We start from the raw sequence: 21,032 nt of genomic DNA, 5'->3' as shown, positions 1-21,032 counted from the left end.
AAAGACCCGTTGAGGGTCTTTTCTTGCTCCATCTATCCGATTTCCGCTTTCACGATTTTCGCCGGATTGTTGATCTTGTAAGGCACCGGATGCTTGGTCAGCTTCTTCGCCACAATTTTCGCCTCAAATTGAATCGTATCTCCGACCTGAAGCTCAAGCTTTTTGATCGTGGCGCTGTGACTGGACCAGGCCGTGCCGATCTCGGTCATCGGCTCAGTTATAGCAACCGCCTCATAGATGATCACTTCATCGTCCGTATCGGAAAAATGGTTCGGAACCGTCGTAAACTCCTGCACGGTCGCTACCATTTTCACCTTCTCCTCCGGCAGCTCAAGCTTCGGCGCTTTTTCCTTTTTAGGCTTCGCCGCCGGTTTCGCTTTAGGCCCCTGCTCCTGCTCTTGCTCTTGCGCCTCCGATACGGCTGCCGCCGCATCTGTTGCAGGCTTGTCCGCTTCAACCACCGCTGCTCCTGCATCCGCATTCGCGCCCGCGACAGCAACAACGTCAGCCGCCGTTACGGCATCCGCTTCAACAGCAGACTCCGCATCCGAATCAGCTGCTGCATCACCCGATACAGCTGCCGCCGCTTTCACGCCATAGTTCGATGCTTGCATTTCCTTCAAATAGGAAGGGTGAATGCAATGCAGCCCGGCATTGGCGCCAAGCGAAATAACGGCTGTCATGCTGTCGGCGTAGCCAACAATCGTGCACGCTTCGTTCAAGCCGTTCCCTTTATAGTAGAAGGGCTTGGTCTTCGTCGCTTTTTCGGACAGCAAGCCCCACTCTTTGCATTTTTCGATTTGCGCCGCTTCGTCCTCGAAGGACGTGTACGCATTAGGTTCGATCACGAACGCATAGGCCATGCTCAATCCCGCCTCTCTACAATAACCATATCCCTCATTGTAGCATGATTACTCGGAAAATAAACGGGTGTAAGCAGGCCAGGCATCGACAAAATTCCGCTTCGTCCAAGCGATATGGTCTTGATTCTCATAGCCGCGGTAATCGCATTCGATAATGAGCAGCAAATCCAAATACAAATCGTATAATGCCCTTCTTTTCTTCTCTGACGACGTTAACGGCGCGTGACCGTAGCCCTCGAAAAACGCCGGATGACCGGTGAATCTGCCAAAATAAAACTCGATGAGCGGATCGCCCCAGAACGCCCGCTCGAAATCGATCAAGCCGGTAACGCGGCCTTCGTCGACAAGCACATTGCCGTCCCATAAGTCCCAATGAACCAGCGCCGGCTCGGTTACGTCATCCATCACATCCATATGCGCGGCAACCAGCTGCTCTATCTCTTCATATGGCACCGGGAGCTCCGTCCCGATTTCCTTGCCGTCCGTCAGGACGTCATCCATCATTTGCTGAAAAAACGACTTCCAGCTGTCATGTCTCCCGAGATCATAGAAATAGCCGAATCGTTCGCCTTTCATGCTGTTAATCGCCCGGTTCAGCTTGCCAAGCTGACGATCGACGTCTGTTTGATCATCCTCCGACAGTTCTCCGCGAAGCTTCGCCAGCGAGGTGCCTTTCATTAAATCCATAATAAAATATTCCCCAGCAACGTCATTACAGCTCGGATCGTACGCAAGCACGCGAGGTACCGGAATATCCGAATGGCCTGCAGCAAGCCGCAGCGCTTCTACTTCCGTCCGCATCGTGTGCATCTCCGTTTTCATCACCTTTTTCCCCGAAGCCGGCGCAGCTTTCAGCACAACCTTCTGTCCGTCTGCAAGCTCGATGAGATACGCCATGTTCGCCCAACCGTCTCCAAGCTCGGTGATGGAGCTTATCGACTGACCAAGCTTGTCCTTAACAATCGACGCGAGCTGCTCTTCCGACAGCTTGCTTTTATTAGAGCTTTCCATAATGATCCCCCTTAAACGTTCTTCATCTTTTCTCCCCTATTTTACCATATGACCAAGAAATGGTTACCGCAAAGAAAAGAACATAAAACGGGGCCAACTTTAAAAAAATGAAAGCTGTTCGATACAGATGATTTCGTTCAAATGAATGTACAGCTTCCCGTCGATCTCCTCGACCCGAGGCGTCTCTCCTTGAGGCGTCCCCGCTGGATCGCCATATACGCCGGTAGCCAGCCAATGAATGCCGGGCTCCAGCTTGGCGACAACTGTCGGAATTACAGTTCTGGCATGCAGCACATTCGTATTGGCATTCGGATGAACGAGTTCCGCAGCGCCGCCGCCATACAGCAGCTTGATGCCGCTCATTCCCCAAGCGGACGCGGCCCATGCCTCGCCTTCACTTTGCTCAAGCTTCAAGCTTCGTTTGCCGCCATCGTCTTCAACGCCTAGCGCAAAGCCGCCGTCGGCAACTTCTAAATATCTGGGCGTTGTGATGCAATGGACGCGCACATGCCAAGGCGTTCCCGCGATGATCCAGGTCTGCACCTCTACATCGCGCCAAGGCTTCCACTTCATATAAAGCGTTCGCCCGTCAATCTTAGATTGCTCCGCCATTCGCTTGACGCGATAGATCCGGTCGCCTTCGGATAGCGCGAGCATCGAATCGTACGCGCCTTGCCCCAGGCCGTATTCCGCTCTCGGCACGCTGAAGCCGAACCGGTTGGAATAGGCGAATTTTTCGTATTTGGCGGCTGTATGCGTGTGGTCATTCGTCGCATGGTGACCGGAGTTAAAGGCGACGACATGATCGCCCGCCTTCTGTCTGCAAATAACGAGATGAGGCGGCGCCTGAACGGTCCATTCATTTAATTTCGGCAGAGGCAGCTCCTCCGCTTGCCAGAACGGATGCTCTACCGGCAGCGCTAAGGGCAGGAAGGCTTTCATTGCCCAGTATGGCGAACCCGGCGCATTATAGTTTTCGGCCATAATGAGGTTCGGGTAACGGTAGCCGATCGTCAGCGTGCCGTCCGATTGAAAGATCGGCTGCCGAAACCACCATCGCAGGTGGCGGAGAATGATCCCTTTCATTACGCCGTAAGGAACCGCCTCCGTTTCGGCATAGGCCAAAGCGCTCCAAAAGGCAGCCTGAGAAAACCGATAGGCCAAGCTTCGGCCGTAAGGAAGCGCCGAGCCATCCTCGGCAAACCAATAGATAAACGTTTGGGCGAAATTGGCCGCTCGTTTCTTATACAAAGCCGCCCTCTCGGGATCTTCCTCCCCCATCCAAGCGGCATAAAGCAAGCCGTAATAATGAATGCCGAACGGTCCGTAGTAATCGCAATGGCCGCCAATCCCGTCCGCATACCAGCCTTCCGCCAAGTAAAAATCGTCAATGCGTTCCAAGTTTTTCGTCATTTGCAGCTGATCGTACGGCAAGCCCGCTTTCTTAAAGCCCAAGTTGACAACGACCAGAAAGAAGAGCCAGTTGCAGTCGTAGAGCGGACGAACGTTCATCTGATTAAGCCATGCGATAAAACGTTGCTGCTCCTCTGCCGTCAACGGCATCCATATTTGTTCGGGAGCGATCGCTATTGCGAATCCGATTGCCGCCATTTCGACCAGCTTCTGATCGTAATCGTTAACGACGCCCCAATACTCTTCATGCGCCGGATTTGTTCCGTTTCGAATGCCTTCGCGGTAAATTTCCCACAGGGCAGAATCCCCTCCGCCTGCCGCAAGCGAGGCAAGTCCCCACAGCACGCGGGAGAAGCCTTCCATCTCCGCCGTCTCGTTTGTGCAGCCAGAACCAGCAGCGCCCAGCTTCAAATGCGCTTTCCCCGCGCTGTAATAAGGAATTAGCGGATCGCATAGCTGATGAACGGCATCTTGCATATGTTTTCTCGTAATCAAAGGATTGCTCTCAATCGATAACGCTGTTGAACGCATGCACACATCTCCTTATCGAGTAGCGGCTCTTTGTCTCGCAATCTCGCAATCTCGCAATCTCGTATATCAGGCTCAAATCATCGTATAAAGCGAGTATAAAATACGTTCGGCAGCTTGGCGATATTTTCTGGCTTACGCAGCGAAAAAAAACGCATGACCCCTTTCAGTTCATGCGCCGTGCCTATAAAATAACGGAAGTTTCTTCCGTTATTTCTCCTCTTTTCGCCGCGCGCCCAGAGCAACACAAAGAGAGGCCGTCCCCATTAGGAGACAGCCTCAATCAACTTGCTATTCCGCGGAACAGTCAACCGCGGAAATCGTAAATTCAAAGCTCATATCCTCATCCGAGCGGATGAGATATTCCGGATGAACCGGCGCGCCCCAGCTATCGTCGCCGCCGACGCCCATTTGCCGTCCGGCAACGGTGATGACGGTGTAGTGCACAGGCGGAAGCTCGTACGGATGAGCAGCATTTTCCAGCTCGAAAGCGGTGTACGGCGAAACATTGCATTCAACCGGCGCCGATGGCGATGCCGTCAGCTGCAAGCCGGCACCCAAGCTGTCCGTGATGCGCAATCGGCGAACGCCGGTGCGGTTGCCGGATTCCTGAGGCACGAGATACGGTTCGGCGAGTTCGCTAACCTTGCGGCTGAAATTGCCGAGGCGAGCGCCAAAAGCGCGGTCGATGTAGTTCTCTTCCGGCCCCATCGCATACCACTGCGTCTCGTCGTAATCGGCGGACATTTTGAACGATAATGCGACAATCGGCACCTTCGGCAAGTCCGCCGAACCTTTATAGTCGGTGCGGACGCGAATGCTTCCGTCGGCATGTACCGTATACGCGACGCGGACGCGCAGCTCCGCGCTAATGCTGAACGCATAGTCGAACGTTACCGTTGCGCTAGCGCCGACAGCCGTATTCGAGCCAATGCTTGAGCCGTCTACGCGCAATTCAACGCCAACGCATTTGCGAGCCAAGCTCGCCGCATACCATGCGCCGGCCTCGAAGCCAAGCGCCGTCCCTTTATCATTGTCCGTCGTCGCCCGCCAGAACAGCGGAGCCGGCGGCGCGGCGATCAGCTCGCGGCTGCCGTAGCGCACCGATACAAGCGAAGCCGCTTGCTTCGAGAACAGGATTGAGAAGCCGTCGCCGGCTACGCCGATGTTCACATCGCCCTCAACGACGCGAACCTCTCCGGCAGGAACAGGCAGAGGCCCACCGGCATCGCCTGCCTGGCCGACAACCTCAAACACCGCCTCGCCAAACGCCACTTCATGGCCTTCATCCGCCCAAAGCTCGGCTTCCTTCAACGTCATTGCGGCATGGATCGCATATTCGCCCGGCTGCGTAAACGCGTCGCCCGGCAGCTCCAGCGGGAATACCGCTTCGCTTCCTGCCTCAACAGCCGCTGAACCATTCCACACATGCGCCTGCTTGCCGTCTCGATACAACCGTACCGTTAAAGCATAGCCTTCCGTCGATTCGAACAGGTTCTCGTTAATGACTCGAACGCCAAAACGCGAAGGCTGCAGCTTAATGTTCTGATACAGGAATTTTACTTCCTGCATCTTCGCCGTTACGCGACGATCCGCGAACACGATGCCGTTGCCGCAGAAGCTGTAATCGGTCGGACGGTCTTCGAAGTCGCCGCCGTAAGCCATGAACTCGCGGCCATAGCGGTCACGCTTCACTAGCGATTGATCCATATAGTCCCAAATGAAGCCGCCCTGATACATCGGATATTGCTGTTCCAGCTCCGTATATTTGTGCATGCCGCCAACCGAGTTTCCCATTGCATGCATATATTCGCAGCTAATGTACGGCTTCTCCGGATTGCTCTCCAAGTACTCGATAATATCAGCAGGCTTGGCGTACATCCGGCTTTCCATGTCGCTAGTCGCATCGAACTTGCGGTTATGGAACACGCCTTCGTAATGAACGAGCCGTCCCGGATCGCGCTCGCGGAAATAGTTCGCCGCATCCAGAATGACTTCGCCCGCGTACGATTCGTTGCCGCACGACCAGATTAGAATCGACGGATGGTTTTTGTCGCGCTCGAGCATTGATGCGGCCCGATCCAGCACGGAGCCCCGCCATTCCGGCTTGTCGCCCGGCACGTTCCACGAAGGCTCGACTGCCCCCATCTTCTGCCACGAACCGTGCGACTCCAGATTCATTTCGTCAATCAGATAAATGCCGTACTCGTCGCAAAGCTCGTACCATAGCGTCTGGTTTGGATAATGCGAGGTGCGGACGGCGTTCATGTTGTTTTGCTTGATCGTTTTAATGTCCCAAAGCATGTCCTCGGCCGTAACCGCACGGCCGCGGCGAGCGTTGAATTCATGGCGGTTTACACCTTTAAAAACAATTCGTTTGCCGTTCAACGTCATGATCCGATCGATCATCTCGAATCGGCGGAAACCGGCCTTCTGCACGATCGCTTCCACCAGATCGCCTTCGCTGTTCAGAATCGACAGGCAGACGCTGTACAAATAAGGACGCTCCGCGCTCCAAGTACGAACAGTTCCGGCATCGACTTCAAAAGAAAGCCTGCCGTCCGCATTGAAGTCGTCATGCACGGCTAACACGACCGTGCCATCAGCTGCTTTCAGCTCAAGCAGCGCGCCCGCTTTCGCTCCGTAGCTTCTGTCCTGCTTCAGCAGCTCGAGGTCGACATGCAGCTTGCCTTCCGTATAGCTGTCGTCCAGATCAGCGCGGATGTGCAGATCGCGGACATGCAGCTCAGGAACGGTATACAGGTATACGTCGCGGAAAATGCCCGAGAATCGCCAGAAATCCTGATCCTCCAGCCAGCTTCCCGTGCTGCGCTGGTACACTTCAACAGCGAGCTTGTTGTCGCCATCCTTAAGAAACGGCGTCAGCTCAAATTCCGAAGGCGTAAAGCTGTCTTCTCCGTAGCCGACAAACTCGCCGTTGAGCCATACGTAGAACGCCGACTCGACGCCCTGAAAAGAAATATAAACCGGCCGGTCTCCGCCGCGCATCGATTCCGGCAGACGGAAATGCTTCACATAGCTGCCGACCGGATTATGCTCCTGCGGAATGGCTGGCGGCCTTACGCCGTCCAAGCCGTCCCAAGGGTACATCGTATTGACGTATTGCGGATTTCCGAAGCCCTGCAGCTGAATATGTCCCGGCACTTGAATGTCATCCCAGCCTGCGCAGCTGAAGTCTGATTTGTAAAAATCCTTAACTCTGCTGGCCGCATTAACTGCATAGCTGAATTTCCAATTGCCGTTCAGGCCCTGGCGCATCGCCATCGGCGCTTTGCCCTCAGCCGCCTCCATCGTGTCGTAATAACGATGGTCGGAATGGGCATCAAGCCGGTTCACCCGGTACACCGTCGGATCATTAAGCCATTCGAAGCTGGCTGTCGTTGCTTTCATGCAGTCCCCTCCTTATCCTGCCATCAGGCTTTTAAGTTCTATCTAATTTATTTAACCGAACCCGTCATACCCGCAACAAAATGCTTCTGCATCAAGAAGAATACAATTGCAGTCGGCAGCGTCGCGATCAGAATAACGAGCATGATGACACCGTAATCCGGCGAGTAGCTCGAACCGAGATTCGAGATCAAGAGCGGAATTGTCCGTTTTTCCGGCGATTGCAGGACAACGAGCGGCCACAAGTAGTTGTTCCAGCTCGACATGAACGTAATGATTGCCGCAGCGGCATACGTCGTTTTCATCGTTGGCACATAAATCCGGAAGAACACGCCAAGCTCAGTTAAACCGTCAATGCGTCCCGCTTCGAGCATATCCTTCGGAAACATTTTCGTGCTTTGGCGGAAAAAGAAAATAAGAAACGCTGTCGTCACGGTCGGCAGCACGACAGCTGTCATCGTGTCGATGCCGATTCCCGGCATCCATTGCGAAATCGTGCCGAACATGCGGTATAGCGGCACCATGATCGCAGCAAACGGAATCATCATCGACAGCAGCAAAATGCTGAACACAACGTCCTTCGCCTTGCTGCGGAAAATTTCGAAGCCATAGCCCGCAAGCGATGCAATAAGCATCGCAATAAGTGTTGTCGAAATCGAGATTTTCGCCGAGTTAAGCAGCGCAGGCACGAGATCGACGGCGTCCATCATGCTTTTAAAATTGTCGACGAGAGCCGATCCGGGAAGCAGCCTTCCTTTCGTAACGTCAACCGATTTATTCGTCGCGCTCACAATCATCCATAGAAACGGAAAGATGGAAACGATGGCCGCGATGCTTAGAAAAATATACGTAAACACTCTTTTAGCCATTTTTATCACCTGCCAGTTTGAACTGAAGAATGGAGAAGATGACGATTAGAATAACGACGCCGTACGATACAGTAGCGGCATAGCCAAAGTCCGGCGTATATTTGAACGACAGGTTGTAAATGTATTGCGACAGCGTCATCGTGGAGTTGCCCGGGCCGCCCTTCGTTATGTTCATAACCTCATCGAACAGCTGCAGCGTACCAATTGTTGATGTAATGGACGTAAACAAAATGATCGGTTTCAGCAGCGGAACTGTAATTTGGCTGAACTGGCGGAACGGCGATGCGCCGTCAATGCGCGCCGCTTCATAGATCGAGCCGTCAATATTCTGCAAAGCAGACAAATAGAAAATCATGTTATATCCAGTCCAACGCCAGGTAATGGCGATAATAATCGTAATTTTAGCCCAGAGGGGGTCGGTAATCCATTCAATCGGAGCGGCGATCAGATGCACCTTCATCAACATCGTGTTAATAAGGCCGTCCGCGCCAAACAAATATTTAAAAATAACGGAGTAAGCGACGAGCGACGTTACCGCCGGCAAGAAAATCGCTGTCCGGAAAAAGCCTTTCAGCTTCAAGTCTTTATCGTTGAGCAAAACCGAAATAAACAAGGCAAGCACAATCATGATCGGCACTTGTACGATCAAGTAAATAAATGTATTTTTGAGCGTAATGATAAACGTCTGGTCTTTAAAAAGCCTTGCATAGTTGTCGCCGCCAACGAACTGAAGGTTAGCGCCTTTACCCGATTGAAACGACAAAATAAGCGCCTGAATCATCGGATAGAAATAAAAAGCGCAAATCATTATGACCGCCAGCGCGATAAACGCCCAACCGATCTTATTGGCATTCGATTTCATCTTCATGCTTGCTCTCGCTTCACTCACAATCTGTCTGCTCCTTCCTGCCACCATAATAAGGATGACCTTGGGATTTGCCGCCCGCCTCCCGTCATCGCTGCCGGCGGCGGGCCCGGACAGTTGTCCCAAGGTCGCTGTAATGGTGTATCTCTTTAATTATCCTTTTGCTTATTTAATTTGCGCGTCAGCTTGGCTTTGCGCATCTTTCAATACTTGGTCAATCGCTTTGCCGTTCAGGAAGTTTTGCATTTCGACGATGAGAATATCCTCGATTGCATATACGTTCATGCCGTAGTTGACGCTAGGGATTTCAGCAGTCCAAGCAGCAAAATCGGATACGATTTTTTGTCCGCCAAAGAAATCGTTGCCGGCTTTATAAGCATCGCCATCAGCAGCTGGCTTATAAGTGCCGATTGCGCCCACATCGGTAATCAGCTTTTGATACAGATCCACATTGGAGCCAAGCGTAGCGCCGAGGAACTCAGCTGCTTTTTCTTTGCCTGGAATGTTCAGCACGTACCACGAGCTGCCGCCAAGGTTGGATGCATGAACCGATCCCGCTGTTTTAGACAGCTTAGGAATTGGCGCAATTGCCCATTTGCCGGATTGCGAAGCCTCTTGCGTAATCGATGGCGTAAACCAGTTGCCTGTTGGTACGGAAGCCGCAACGCCTTTGTTATAGTTCGCGATGAATTGGCTCCAGTCGGAGTGAATTTTCACGATGTTCTCGTCCATCATTTTTTTATAAATTTCAAATGCTTCTTTCATTGCCGCATTTTCTGCGATATCAGCCGTCTTGCCGTCTTCCTTCACATACCACGAGCCAGCGGATTGAATCATTATGCGGATTATGCCGAGATCGTTAGGATCCAGGGAAATCCAGTCTATGCCCGTTTTTTCTTTTACTTTTTTACCGATTTCGATGTATTCATCCCAAGTAATGTCTTGGAGATCGGCCATCGTGTAGCCTGCTTGCTCGAGCAGATCGGTACGAACGTACAAGCCTGTAACGCCGGAGTCGAACGGAAGACCGTAATGCTTGCCGTCTACGCTTGTTGGTCCAAGCTTATATTCGGCAAAGTCTTCCGCTTTGAACGAGCCGCTCAGATCATAGAACATATCCGGGTAAGCTTGCAGGAAGCTTTGTGCGCGGTAGTCTTCGATCAGCACGATGTTCGGCAAGCCTTTCGTCGTACCGGAGCTCAACGCCGTGTTCAGCTTTTGAACGATATCGTTTTGCGCGCTTTCCATCACATCAAGCGAAAAGTCAGGATTGGAAGCCTTAAACGCATCTTGCGCAAGGTTAATTGCTTTAATATTAAAGTTTTTATCCCATGCCCAAACGGTAAGCTTATTGGTTTCTGCCGCTGCTTCCCCGCCGTTGTTCGCCTCATTGTCCGTCTTAGCTCCGCAAGCCGACAACAGCAGTGCGCTCATGAGAAGTAAAGCCATCAATTTTTTCAAATTCAAGACCTCCATATCTGTATTGGGCTATCTCTGTAAGCGTTTCCGTGCTTACTGCAACATCATAGCATTCCGAAATAAAGCCTCGTTAGAACGATCTTTACAACGAATTGTCATTTTATTATGAGTTGCTTTTGAGAGTCCCATTCCATTTGGACGATTTTTAGGAATTTGAATCATTTTTAGGCGAGAGCAACGGAATTCTAATTTTTACCTTTGTCCCTTCTCCCCGCTCGCTTGCAATTGTAACCCCGTATTCTTCGCCAAACAGCAGCTTGATCCGGTCGTTAACGTTTCGAACGCCAATTCCGCTGAACAGCTGACGCTTGCTCGCTTGCTTGGGCAGACCGCTGACGCCGTCCGTCTTCATGCCGTCCCCGTTATCAACGACCTCGCACCTAAGAGCCGCCCCCTCCTGCGCTACCATAATATAAATATGGCCCCCTTGCTTTTCGTTAAACGCATGGAAAAACGCGTTTTCGATAAACGGCTGTATCATCAGCTTCGGAATCTGGTAATCGAGGCAATCCGGCGCGATAAAATAGCTGACGCGGATGCGTTCGCCATACCGGATATGGTTGATGTACACGTAGTTTTTCATATTGTCCAGCTCCTGCCTGACCGTGATCATCTCGCCGACCGTGCCGATCGCATTATGAAGCAGTGAAATAAGCGCGTTGATCGTCTCCGCCGCCTTTTCTTTGCTTCCCTGCTGCACCATAAATTTGACCGAGGCAAGCGTATTGTACAGAAAATGCGGATTGATCTGCTGCTGAAGCGCCTCCAGCTCCGCATTGCGCCGCTGCCTTTCCGTATCGACCAGCCTGCCGACGTAGTCGTTGAGCTCGTCGATCATCTCGTTGAAAGCAAGTCCCAGCTGCCGCGTCTCATAGCTGCCTCCAACCGTTACATATCGGTCAAACTCATATTTGGAAATCGTCGATATTTGCTTCACGAGCCGGCTCAGCGACTTCGTCATCCTTCTGGAAATAATAAAGACAATAAGCACGGCGGCAGCGACGATCCCCATGACGATAATCGCGATCCGCTTCGTGTCGATAAATTGGCTCGTGACCGTCTGCTTATCAATCAGATTAACCATATAAAGATTTAGCGAGCCTAAATATTCAGACAGTATAATTTGATCCTTGCCCATAATGTCGGCATTTTTGTAGGCCAGATCCTGCTCTTCGATCGCTTGCGCATAGTGAAGAAGATCGGACGATTGCTGTCCGATCCAATCCTCGCGGTTCGAAGAAATAATCGTGCCTTGCGAATCCATAATCGCGATATCGTTGCCGGGGCTCGTATTGCTGTCATAAAACTTGGCGAAATACGTCTCGCGCAGCGCAAAATAGACCATGCCGTACACCGTGCCGCTGCGATCGGTCAACGCTTTCGTCGCGATGATCGTCGGACTGACGGTGGACAAGCCTGATCGTTCGGCATCGTCATATTGATACATAAGCTTTCGCGGCTCGGCAAGCGAGCGCTTCGTAATCGGATGCTGCTTGAGAACGGCATCGGTCACCGGCCAGTTCGAACGGTCTGTCGAATAGCTTCGGCCATTCGTTCCCGTTACGGTAATGCCGAGCTCATAGGCGTCTACGCTTAACCGGATCCGGTTCATTTGCTGGCTCATCGCATAATAAGACTTGTACAATTCATTCGAACTGCCCTCGCCCTGCGAAAGAAACAGTTTAATGGTGCCGCTTTGAGCAATTTTGTTCGTCGTCGTCACAATCGAGTAATTGAATAAGTCCATTCGGGTTTGAATTTGCTGGATGACTTTGGAGTTCGTAATGCTGAACGTCTCCATAAAGACGCGTCCTGACAGGTTGATTGTCGTCCATGTCGTCAGAATGGATACGGCAACGATGCTGACGACCATAATGACGAACATTTTGACAAACAGTCCGTTATTTTTAAAACGATTTTTAGTAAATTTCATCGCTGCATCTCTCTCTTATTTCATCGTTTGCTGCCGATAACGGCTCGGCGACAGGCCGGTGTGCTTCTTAAACACTTTGCAAAAATAACTGTGATCCGAATAGCCGACCATTCCGCTAATCTCCGAGATGGAAGCTTCACCCGCCCGAAGCAGCTCCGACGCCTTATCCGTTCTGACGCGATGCAAATAGTCGACGAACCCTTCGTTATGATGGGTCGAGAAGTAGCTCGACAAATAAGACGGATTAAAATGAAAGTGCTTGGCCATCTCGGTCAAATTAAGCGGCTCGGCATAATGCTCATCAATGTAATCGAGCAGACGCTTCATATTGGCATTTCCCGATTGCTCCGACTTCTCCTCGATGCACTGCTTCGCCTCCTTGATAAATTCATCGAGCAAGCTTTGGGCCTCATCGGCATGGAGCGATTCCTCGATCGCTTTGAAATAATAATACTTTTTGCTCTCCAGCTGCTGCGTGCCGTATTTCATATTGCCGAGCAGCACGGTCATATTGAAAATCAGATTGCCCAGAAAGGATTTAAATTCGAACACATCGGTCTTATAGTTCACTGTCAGCTCTTGCACATGCTCTTCCAAATAGCGAAAGACAGCTTCAAAGCGCTCGCGCTTAAATTCTTCCGTGAAATAATTCAGGTTGAATGGCGCCGCATCCTGCTCGGCAAGCGGCAGTTCGTTATATATGAGCAGACGTTTGCCCGGGAAAAAGAACGCGTAATCCATTAGCTTCAGCAGGCTTTCCTTATAGTTGACGGCGAGCTCGTTAAGCTCGGTAAACGGTTCGCCCACGCTGACAGCCGCGTTCACTTCATGCTCGGCCAGCACGCCGGTCATCGCTCTTGCCCAGCCGGGCAGCGAAGACAGGCCGTTGTGATCCATATTAAACAGCATCGCAAGTACATTGGATTCTGTTCTTAAGAAGCGGAAAACAACATTTGCAGCCGACGATGTCCGGTTTTGAATTTCGTCTTGCATGCTTTGTTGCAGGCCGCTTGCTTGCTGCTTGCTCACCGCTCTTCCGCGCAGGTCAATACCGACCAGGCAAAAGCAGCGATGCGGAAATTCATCAGCCAGCTCGGAGCGCTGCTCGTCGTCGATTTCGAATCCCGAAAGCAGCTTCTCCAGCAGCGCTTCAATCGGCTGCCCTTGCTCTGCCTCTCCCTGCTGCGCCCGAAGCGACGGAATTTTGTCCGCCGTTTCCTTAAGCACCGTCAGCAGATGGCCGATGTCCAGCTTCGGCTTCAATATATAGTCGCGCACCCCGCTCTGGAACGTCGAGCGCACGTAGTCGAACTCGCCAAAGCTGCTCAGCACAATGACTTCGATATCGGGATACTCCAGCTTGATTCGCCTCGTCAATTCTTCCCCATCCATAATTGGCATCACGATATCGGTCAACACAATATGCGGCCGCAGCTCCGCAATCAGCTCCAGCGCTTCCTTGCCGTTCGCGGCTTCCCCGACGATCTGAAAGCCTTCCTGCTCCCAATTTATAAAATGCTTAATCCCTTGCCGGATTAATGCCTCATCGTCAACAATAAGCACCTTGCCATATTCAAACGCCATTCCGGCACCTCCATCTCACCAAAGCTTATCGTACATTATAACCGAAATGCGGTTGCGAAAATAAAGCGGCAGGTGAACCTTTCTTTATTTGGGTTAAACAGCAACATGCGCATTTAAATGTTCTCCCGATATCAGTAACGATCAGATATGTGTTTTGGTTGCCCGTGACCGTCAAAAGCTGACATTCTTAGGCGTACTTGGATTGACCGCTTTGATGGCGTTGCAACCAAGTATTTGCAACATTATTTGGCTTGGTTCCGATATATAGACAACAAGGAATATGAGAATACAGCATCGAATAAAAAGAATATGCCGAAATTAAGTAATTCTTTTAGTGGGACATTGAGGACATTCTCATACTGGATAGCAAATGGTACTGTTGGACTGCCTATACTTGAGGGGATTGACTATTCTTGCATTTTTGAAGAACCGAGCGCGTTAGAACAAGCATATGCCATTTTTGCAAATGTCATCGAGATGGATGATCAAGGAATCGTTTGTAATGCAAAATACGCTGAAAAGAGAGCGGCACAGTTCATTCGGAGTTATGTTGATAATAGTTATAAGGTTGAGCCAGAATTTGAAGATTGGGAAGTAGCTCTTTATTAGATGGAGCTAACGTCCTCGTTAGCTCCACATTGCCGTTTTCTTAGGAAGGCGGTTTTCTTCTGATACAAAATCAACATTAAGATTTAACAGAGCCAAAATAAAAACAAAGCCAACCGTAATTTTCAAATGGATCGGGAGCGCTCTATTGCTCATCCTGCGCCTCGCTCTTGCCCCTTTGCCCGTTCCCGCTCCAAAGACCTGATAACCCTCGCCTTTAAGCGCATAGGTTAATACCTCCCGGATTGCTTCGTCATCTTCGAGGATCAGCAGCTTCTTCTGTCTCTGCTCCTGCACCGCGTTCCCTCTCTTTCAAACGATAGTCTTGCATCTATCTTATCGCATAAATGTTGCTATTCTATTGCCAATTATAAAAAAAGTGATCGCACTGTCATAAAGACAATGCGATCACTTGGATTCTCATAAAATATTAAACTCGCTTAGCTTACGCGCGCTTCACCCAAGATGAAGTTATCGGAATCGTACTTATCCGCGTAGAACGTGTAATAGATATATACGGAGCTGAAAGCGTCGAAGCCTTCAGGCCGGAAGCTGTAGCTGAAGCCTTGCGAAAATTCCGATTTCGTGCCGACATAGCTTGTCTCAACTTCGTCGAGCGTAGCTGCTTTCAGTCCGTCAGCATAAGCATCAACCGTTTCATCATCATTTGCTTCCAATACGCCTTCAAAGTATTCTTCGAATTTATCCTTGTAGTATTCCTTGCCGTTGCTCAAAGGACCGCCGTCAAGCGCTTTCGATACTCTCTTGTCGATATAATTCAATACACGCTCAGGATCGCGGTCTTCAAGCGCATATCCGTAAAGATGAATGAGGACCAGTGCTTCTTCACGCATTTTTTCTTCCATAGAAGAAGTAGAGCCGGACAGTTTGATAACACCGCTGGAATTGCTGCTGCTGCTGCTCGAGCTTGAGGAGCCTGACGAAGAGCTGCCGGAAGAAGAGCTGCTGCCGTCTCCGTCGTTGTACGGGTGTCCGTCTACTCCAGTATCAATGCTAATCGTGTTGCCAGACAAGCCGATCGTCGCTCCAAGAGCTTCGCTAACTGCACGAGCCGGCAGGTATGTTGAACCTTTATATACAATCGGAGCCATTTTATTTCCATTAGAATCTTTCGGTGTCCAGCTCTCTCCGTCGATCTTAAAATTCAAATTGTAATTAAGCGCTGCTTTAATTTGCTGAATACCTGTAGCCGCACCCGCGCCGACTGCGCCGCAAACCAATCCGAATGCTAGAACGGATGCTACGATTGCTGATTTTTTAAACTTCATCTTTCTATTGCCCTCCCAGTTATTGATATTTCAATAGGCTATTAACGAATAACACCAAACTATTACTTGTGAGAATCGTTTAGAGCTTCCGTAATTTACCTATTCGATTGTTGCTAGAATACCACAGAATATGTCGAATTTCAATAATTTGGCTTTACATCTAGGAATCATTTCCCTCTAAACGGTGCTCAACTAGGCATAACGGGCAACATGAAGAGAGACTTTCGGTTCTCCCGAAGGTCTCTCACTCCCATACACTATGGCTCCGATTAAGATGCTTGAACCGCCGAAAGAAAGAAGTCTGTTAATTTAAAAAGCGAACTCCTTCCCCATCTGGAGGTGAAGGAACATCGTTTAGAAAACGATACAAAAACGACTAGTATTACTGCTGCTATTTTCTTAATCTGTATCACTTCCTCACCCTAGAATAAACTCCTATTCGTTGTAATTCTGGAAATCCTCATTTGAAAGCGATTTTCCATTAAATAGATTTCCTTTATTTTATTAGTTATAAATATCCCTTTCAAACAAAAAAAGCTCAGCCTGGAGAAAATTGTTCTCCAAGGCTAAGCTCTTTCGATTCTAACGGACTAGCTGCTTAGTTATGGTACCTCTACCACAAACGGAACGGTAAACACTTTGCCGTCACGCTGGAACTGTCCCCAAATTTTATAGATGCCGCTATGCGGGAAGGTCGTCATAAACTTCGCTTCCGGTCCGGATCCCTTCTCCTCCATCGGGTGCACATGCAAGTAATTTTCCGCGTCCTCGCTCAAAATAACGACATGTCCTATCGCCCCTAAATAAGGCTGCAGATCGGTAATCGGCTGCTTCGTCTCCGCATCGGAGATGTTGAAATTAAGCATAAGCTCCTTATTCGCCGTCAGTTGATCGAACGACAGCTCAACCTGTTTGCCGTCAACCGTCTGCGTCAGCTCGGCTTCTGGATACGGCACAATTGGCACAGCTGCTGCTTCTTCGCCTTTTACGGTAAGCCACGAGCTGCGATTCGTCGCCTCGCTTCCCGTCAGCGTGAAGTCGGCGATCAGCTTATAATCGCCCGCTGCCGGAAATGCCGTCTCAATCGTAAACTTCCCGTTTCCTTCATACTCGGGATGAATATGGTTGAAATACGACAAATCTTTGCTTACAACGATCAAATGCAGCTTTTTCTCGTGCACCGTTTCGAATTGCTCATACGGCTTGCCGTCCGCAGCCTGAATTTGAATCGTTACCGTCGTCTCCTTATTCGCTTGGACGTTATCTGTGTCCGAATAGGAGAACGATGCTTCTACATCTTCATTTGCCCCAGCCGCCGGCGCCTCATGGCCTGCTTCCGAGCCTTCTTTCTCCTTATGTCCGCCGTGACCGCCGTGCTCCTCGGTCGCCGACTCTTTCGTTCCATTTCCGCCCTGGCCGCATGCCGTCAACAGCGCTGCAGCCAGCAACAATATCGTTATCGTCTTTTTCATATAATCCTCCTATTGCATTCCAATTATCAGCTTTCCCTTACAGCTTTACCCGCTGCAGTCTCAGCGCGTTCAACACGACCGATACCGAGCTAAGCGCCATTGCCGCGCCTGCAACCCATGGCGCAAGCAGCCCGATAGCAGCGATTGGAATACCGAGCGTATTGTAGCCAAGCGCCCAGAACAGATTTTGTTTAATGTTGGCCATCGTTTTGCGGCTCATAAAGATCGCATCCGCAATGCTCGTAAGCTCTCCGCGCATCAGCGTAATATCCGCCGCTTCCATCGCAATATCGGTACCGGTGCCGATTGCGATGCCGACATCGGCTGTCGCCAGCGCTGGAGCGTCGTTAATGCCGTCACCGACCATCGCCACTTTTTTGCCTTTCGCTTGCAGCTTTTTCACTTCATCCGCTTTGCCCTCCGGCAATACTTCCGCCAGCGTCTGCTCAATGCCTACCTGGCGCGCAATTGCTTCCGCAGTCCGTTTGTTGTCGCCTGTAATCATAATAACTTCGATGCCCAGCTGCTTCAGTCTGACAATCGCATCTCTCGACGATTCTTTCACCGTGTCAGCAACAGCAACGATACCGGCATATTTGCCGTCGATTGCTGCAAGCATTGCGGTCTTGCCTTCCGACTCCAGCCGTTCCATAGCAGCTTCGGCATGGCTAAAGTTGATTTGTTCTCTAAACATCAGCTTGCGCGTACCGACAAGCACTTCTTTTCCGTCGGCTACTGCCCGGATACCGTAACCCGGAATCGCTTCAAACTGCTGGACGGAAGCCAGCGCGATGCCTCTTTCCGCAATGCCGGCTACGATCGCCTCGGCAAGCGGATGCTCCGATTGTTTCTCCGCAGCGCCGATCAGGCTTAATGCGGTTTGCTCCTCAAGTCCCTCAATCAGAACGTCGGTGAGCTCCGGTTTGCCTTTCGTAACCGTGCCCGTTTTATCCAGAACGATTGTCTGTACTTTCTCCATCATTTCCAGATGCTCGCCGCCTTTAAACAGGATGCCCAGCTCGGCAGCGCGTCCCGAACCTGCCATAATCGACGTCGGCGTAGCGAGACCCAGTGCGCATGGGCATGCGATAACAAGAACGGCGATCGCTTTCTCAAGCGCCTCGGCAAACTCGCCCGGAGATACCGCGAAAAACCATACAAAGAAAGTGACTAATGCAATCCCAACAACGATTGGGACAAATATGCCCGATATTTTGTCAGCGACACGCTGAATTTCAGCTTTCGAGCCTTGCGCTTCTTCCACGACTTTAATAATTTGCGCCAGCGCGGTTTCCTTGCCAACGCGCGTCGCTTTAATCGTCAGACTGCCGTTTTTGTTCAGCGTAGCGCCGATGACAGCGTCGCCTGCTCTCTTCTCAACCGGGATGCTTTCGCCCGTCAGCATCGATTCGTCTACTGCCGAGACGCCCTCAAGCACCTCGCCGTCAACCGGAATTTTATCGCCCGGTTTAACCAGAACAGCGTCGCCGACAATGACTTCCTCTACCGGAATGATTATTTCCTGGCCGTCGCGCACGACTAGCGCTGTTTTTGCCTGCAGTCCCATCAGCTTCTTAATCGCTTCAGAAGTGCGGCCTTTCGCCAATACTTCGAACAATTTGCCAAGGACGATCAGCGTAATTAGAACGGCGCTTGTCTCGTAGTATAGTTCAGGAGCATGATGGCTGTGCGGGTTGCTCGCCCATTGGAACGTCATGTATAAGCTGTAGAAATAAGCAGCAGATGTGCCAAGCGCCACGAGAACATCCATATTAGCGCTTTTGTTGCGAAGCGCTTTGTACGCTCCGGTATAGAAATGTCCGCCTATAATAAACTGCACCGGCGTCGCAAGCGCCAGCTGCACCCACGGATTCATTAGGAATTCAGGCAAGTAGATCCAAGAGGTAAACGAGAAGTGACTGACCATTGCCCAGAGGAGCGGAAAGGATAAAACGGCGGAGGCTAGCAGCTGCAGTTTTTTGCGGGTAATTTCTTTTTGCTTTTGATCGCCATTGTCTTTGCCTTCTTCTTTGACAACTGCTTGATACCCCAATTGTACGACCTTATCAATCATCGCCGTCTTCGATACAGCGGATGCGTCAAACTCGACATGCGCCGTTTCCAGTGCAAAATTGACCGTTGCCTTCGTAACGCCCGGCAATTTATTTAATCCTTTTTCAATCCGATTGGCACATGCCGCGCATGTCATCCCGCCAATCTCCAGCGTCGTTTGCTCCTGTTCGAACGGTTGCTCCATCTGAATTCACCTCGTCATTGTGTACCGCCTCCAATATACTCACCAGGGGTATATTGGAGGCAAAAAATATATGGTCCTACATGTTGGAGCCTCAGCTTCTATTTCGGCAGCTTCGGCTGCTGTCATACTTTAGCCGACTACGTCGTAGCCTTGATCCTCAATCGCTTCTTTGATTGCGGCAAGAGATACTTTCGATTCCTCAAAATTTACCGTTACTGAACCGGCTCCCAAATCAACTTTGCCTGAAGCGCCAATTTGTTTGAGCGCGCCTTCCACCGAATTTACGCAATGTCCGCAAGACATACCTTGAACTTTCAATGTTGTTGTTGTCATTTTCATTACCTCCCGAGTAATTGTCATTTCATTAATTTGTTAATCGTAACCATTAGTTCTTTGACGACATCCGTGTCTCCTTCTTGAATGCGCTCGACGACACAGCTGTTCATGTGATTCTCCAGCAGAAGTTTTCCTACGCTGTTTAACGCCGATTGGACGGCTGCTAACTGGTTCAAAACATCATCGCAATACGTATCCTTCTCGATCATCCCCTTAACGCCGCGAATTTGTCCTTCGATGCGATTCAGTCTCGATACGATATTGCTTTTTAATTTATCCGAGTGGTGGCTTTTTCTATTGTTGCAGGAATGGCATTCCGTCTCGGTGTTGAGCTGAGCCTCTTCAAGTTCGTGCTGTTTCATTTAGCATCCCTCCCTCGGAAATAAATATACCATACCCCCTGTAGGTATACAAGAGCTATGGCGAACTTTTTTTCTATTTTTTTGCAAAAATGTTTTTGCTGCTATTGCTGCTTTAATGCTTCAACCGACAGCTCTCTCACGCTCTTCACAATGAGATCCGCCTGGGACAAATCTTGATTGCCCGAGTTTTCGTTAATGATGCCGATACATTTCATTCCTGCTGCCTTGGCTGCTTTTACGCCGTTTCTGGAATCCTCCAGCACAACGCAATCGCCAGGCTGTACGCCTAATTGCGCTGCGGCTTCCAAGTATACATCCGGCTCCGGCTTGCCCTTCGCCACTTCCTCGCCGCTGACGATGCAATCGAAGTGCGCTTTCAGCTGAAACTTTTCCAATACGCCATTTATAAAAATAACCGGCGAAGAAGATGCGATAGCTATCGGCACATTCAACCGTTTGAGCTCGGCGATCCACTCTCGGATGCCGTCGATCGGCTCGATATCAAGCGCGTTCAGATGGGCGATTTTGGAGGACAATTGAAACGCAATAATTTCAGCTATCGTTTGCGGCAGTTGATGCCTTTGCTTTAGTATTTCCCACATTTCGGGATTGGTCATGCCGACGAACTCTTCAAGCTCATGCGGCGAGACGTCAAGACCAAGATGTTTCAAGGTTTGCACATCGATTTCAAAATGAATCGGTTCGCTGTCGATAATGACGCCGTCCATATCAAAAATAAATGCTTTCATCGTATTCC

The 21,032-nt window shown here is 50.4% G+C and carries 17 protein-coding genes and 1 pseudogene; 2 read left to right on the top strand and 16 right to left on the bottom strand.

Annotated elements, in window-relative coordinates:
- Positions 1-32: 32 nt before the first annotated feature.
- From GOM71_RS04605 to GOM71_RS04565, 9 genes are all read right to left on the bottom strand, one after another.
- Positions 33-863 carry a hypothetical protein gene (locus GOM71_RS04605; RefSeq protein WP_156278589.1) on the bottom strand — a complete coding sequence of 277 codons (831 nt, stop codon included), beginning with the start codon at positions 861-863 and terminating at the stop codon, positions 33-35.
- A gap of 48 nt (positions 864-911) precedes the next feature.
- Positions 912-1,874 carry a phosphotransferase family protein gene (locus GOM71_RS04600; RefSeq protein ID WP_156278588.1) on the bottom strand — a complete coding sequence of 321 codons (963 nt, stop codon included), beginning with the start codon at positions 1,872-1,874 and terminating at the stop codon, positions 912-914.
- Between the two features lie 99 nt (positions 1,875-1,973).
- Positions 1,974-3,818: a DUF2264 domain-containing protein gene (locus GOM71_RS04595; RefSeq protein WP_156278587.1), complete on the bottom strand. Its 1,845-nt coding sequence runs from the start codon at positions 3,816-3,818 to the stop codon at positions 1,974-1,976.
- A 288-nt stretch (positions 3,819-4,106) separates the two neighbouring features.
- Entirely contained in the window at positions 4,107-7,226 is a 3,120-nt protein-coding gene (gene lacZ, locus GOM71_RS04590) for a beta-galactosidase, LacZ type (protein ID WP_156278586.1), read from the bottom strand.
- Between the two features lie 47 nt (positions 7,227-7,273).
- The gene (locus tag GOM71_RS04585) at positions 7,274-8,092 is read right to left on the bottom strand and encodes a carbohydrate ABC transporter permease (RefSeq protein ID WP_156278585.1); all 819 of its coding nucleotides are present in this window, start codon (positions 8,090-8,092) and stop codon (positions 7,274-7,276) included.
- On the bottom strand, positions 8,085-8,960 hold the full coding sequence (locus GOM71_RS04580) for a carbohydrate ABC transporter permease (RefSeq protein ID WP_156278724.1): 876 nt from the start codon (positions 8,958-8,960) through the stop codon (positions 8,085-8,087). Before GOM71_RS04580 ends, GOM71_RS04585 begins: the two co-directional genes overlap by 8 nt.
- Positions 8,961-9,122: 162 nt before the next feature.
- Entirely contained in the window at positions 9,123-10,418 is a 1,296-nt protein-coding gene (locus GOM71_RS04575) for an ABC transporter substrate-binding protein (protein ID WP_156278584.1), read from the bottom strand.
- A gap of 163 nt (positions 10,419-10,581) precedes the next feature.
- A complete protein-coding gene (locus GOM71_RS04570) occupies positions 10,582-12,369 on the bottom strand; it encodes a cache domain-containing sensor histidine kinase (protein WP_156278583.1) in 1,788 nt (595 codons plus the stop codon).
- Positions 12,370-12,384: 15 nt separating this feature from the next.
- Positions 12,385-13,953, bottom strand: a complete 1,569-nt coding sequence (locus GOM71_RS04565; RefSeq protein ID WP_156278582.1) for a response regulator transcription factor — start codon at positions 13,951-13,953, stop codon at positions 12,385-12,387.
- Positions 13,954-14,145: 192 nt separating this feature from the next.
- Here GOM71_RS04565 and GOM71_RS24300 point away from each other — a divergent pair.
- Together GOM71_RS24300 and GOM71_RS25105 are read left to right on the top strand one after the other, a co-directional pair.
- Positions 14,146-14,266: pseudogene (locus GOM71_RS24300) on the top strand (IS1595 family transposase); the annotation flags it as partial.
- Positions 14,263-14,562 carry a DUF7677 family protein gene (locus GOM71_RS25105; RefSeq protein WP_156278723.1) on the top strand — a complete coding sequence of 100 codons (300 nt, stop codon included), beginning with the start codon at positions 14,263-14,265 and terminating at the stop codon, positions 14,560-14,562. The pseudogene GOM71_RS24300 and the gene GOM71_RS25105, both read left to right, overlap by 4 nt.
- Positions 14,563-14,580: 18 nt before the next feature.
- Here GOM71_RS25105 and GOM71_RS04555 read toward each other — a convergent pair whose 3' ends face one another.
- The 7 genes from GOM71_RS04555 to GOM71_RS04525 form a co-directional block, all read right to left on the bottom strand.
- Positions 14,581-14,856: a hypothetical protein gene (locus GOM71_RS04555; protein WP_156278581.1), complete on the bottom strand. Its 276-nt coding sequence runs from the start codon at positions 14,854-14,856 to the stop codon at positions 14,581-14,583.
- 143 nt (positions 14,857-14,999) lie between these two features.
- Positions 15,000-15,848: a stalk domain-containing protein gene (locus tag GOM71_RS24045; RefSeq protein WP_156278580.1), complete on the bottom strand. Its 849-nt coding sequence runs from the start codon at positions 15,846-15,848 to the stop codon at positions 15,000-15,002.
- Between the two features lie 602 nt (positions 15,849-16,450).
- On the bottom strand, positions 16,451-17,320 hold the full coding sequence (locus GOM71_RS04545) for a hypothetical protein (protein WP_156278579.1): 870 nt from the start codon (positions 17,318-17,320) through the stop codon (positions 16,451-16,453).
- A gap of 37 nt (positions 17,321-17,357) precedes the next feature.
- Entirely contained in the window at positions 17,358-19,577 is a 2,220-nt protein-coding gene (locus GOM71_RS04540; protein WP_156278578.1) for a heavy metal translocating P-type ATPase, read from the bottom strand.
- 129 nt (positions 19,578-19,706) lie between these two features.
- Positions 19,707-19,910, bottom strand: coding sequence for a copper ion binding protein (locus GOM71_RS04535; protein ID WP_156278577.1), 204 nt, complete (start codon positions 19,908-19,910; stop codon positions 19,707-19,709).
- A 23-nt stretch (positions 19,911-19,933) separates the two neighbouring features.
- On the bottom strand, positions 19,934-20,275 hold the full coding sequence (locus GOM71_RS04530) for a metal-sensitive transcriptional regulator (RefSeq protein ID WP_156278576.1): 342 nt from the start codon (positions 20,273-20,275) through the stop codon (positions 19,934-19,936).
- A gap of 101 nt (positions 20,276-20,376) precedes the next feature.
- Positions 20,377-21,024, bottom strand: coding sequence for an HAD family hydrolase (locus GOM71_RS04525; protein WP_156278575.1), 648 nt, complete (start codon positions 21,022-21,024; stop codon positions 20,377-20,379).
- Positions 21,025-21,032: the final 8 nt, after the last annotated feature.

It is taken from the genome of Paenibacillus sp. NEAU-GSW1 (assembly GCF_009737085.1).
Lineage (GTDB): Bacteria > Bacillota > Bacilli > Paenibacillales > Paenibacillaceae > Pristimantibacillus.
Note: the sequence above shows the minus strand (reverse complement) of the source record. Positions and strands in the feature narration are given on the sequence as shown.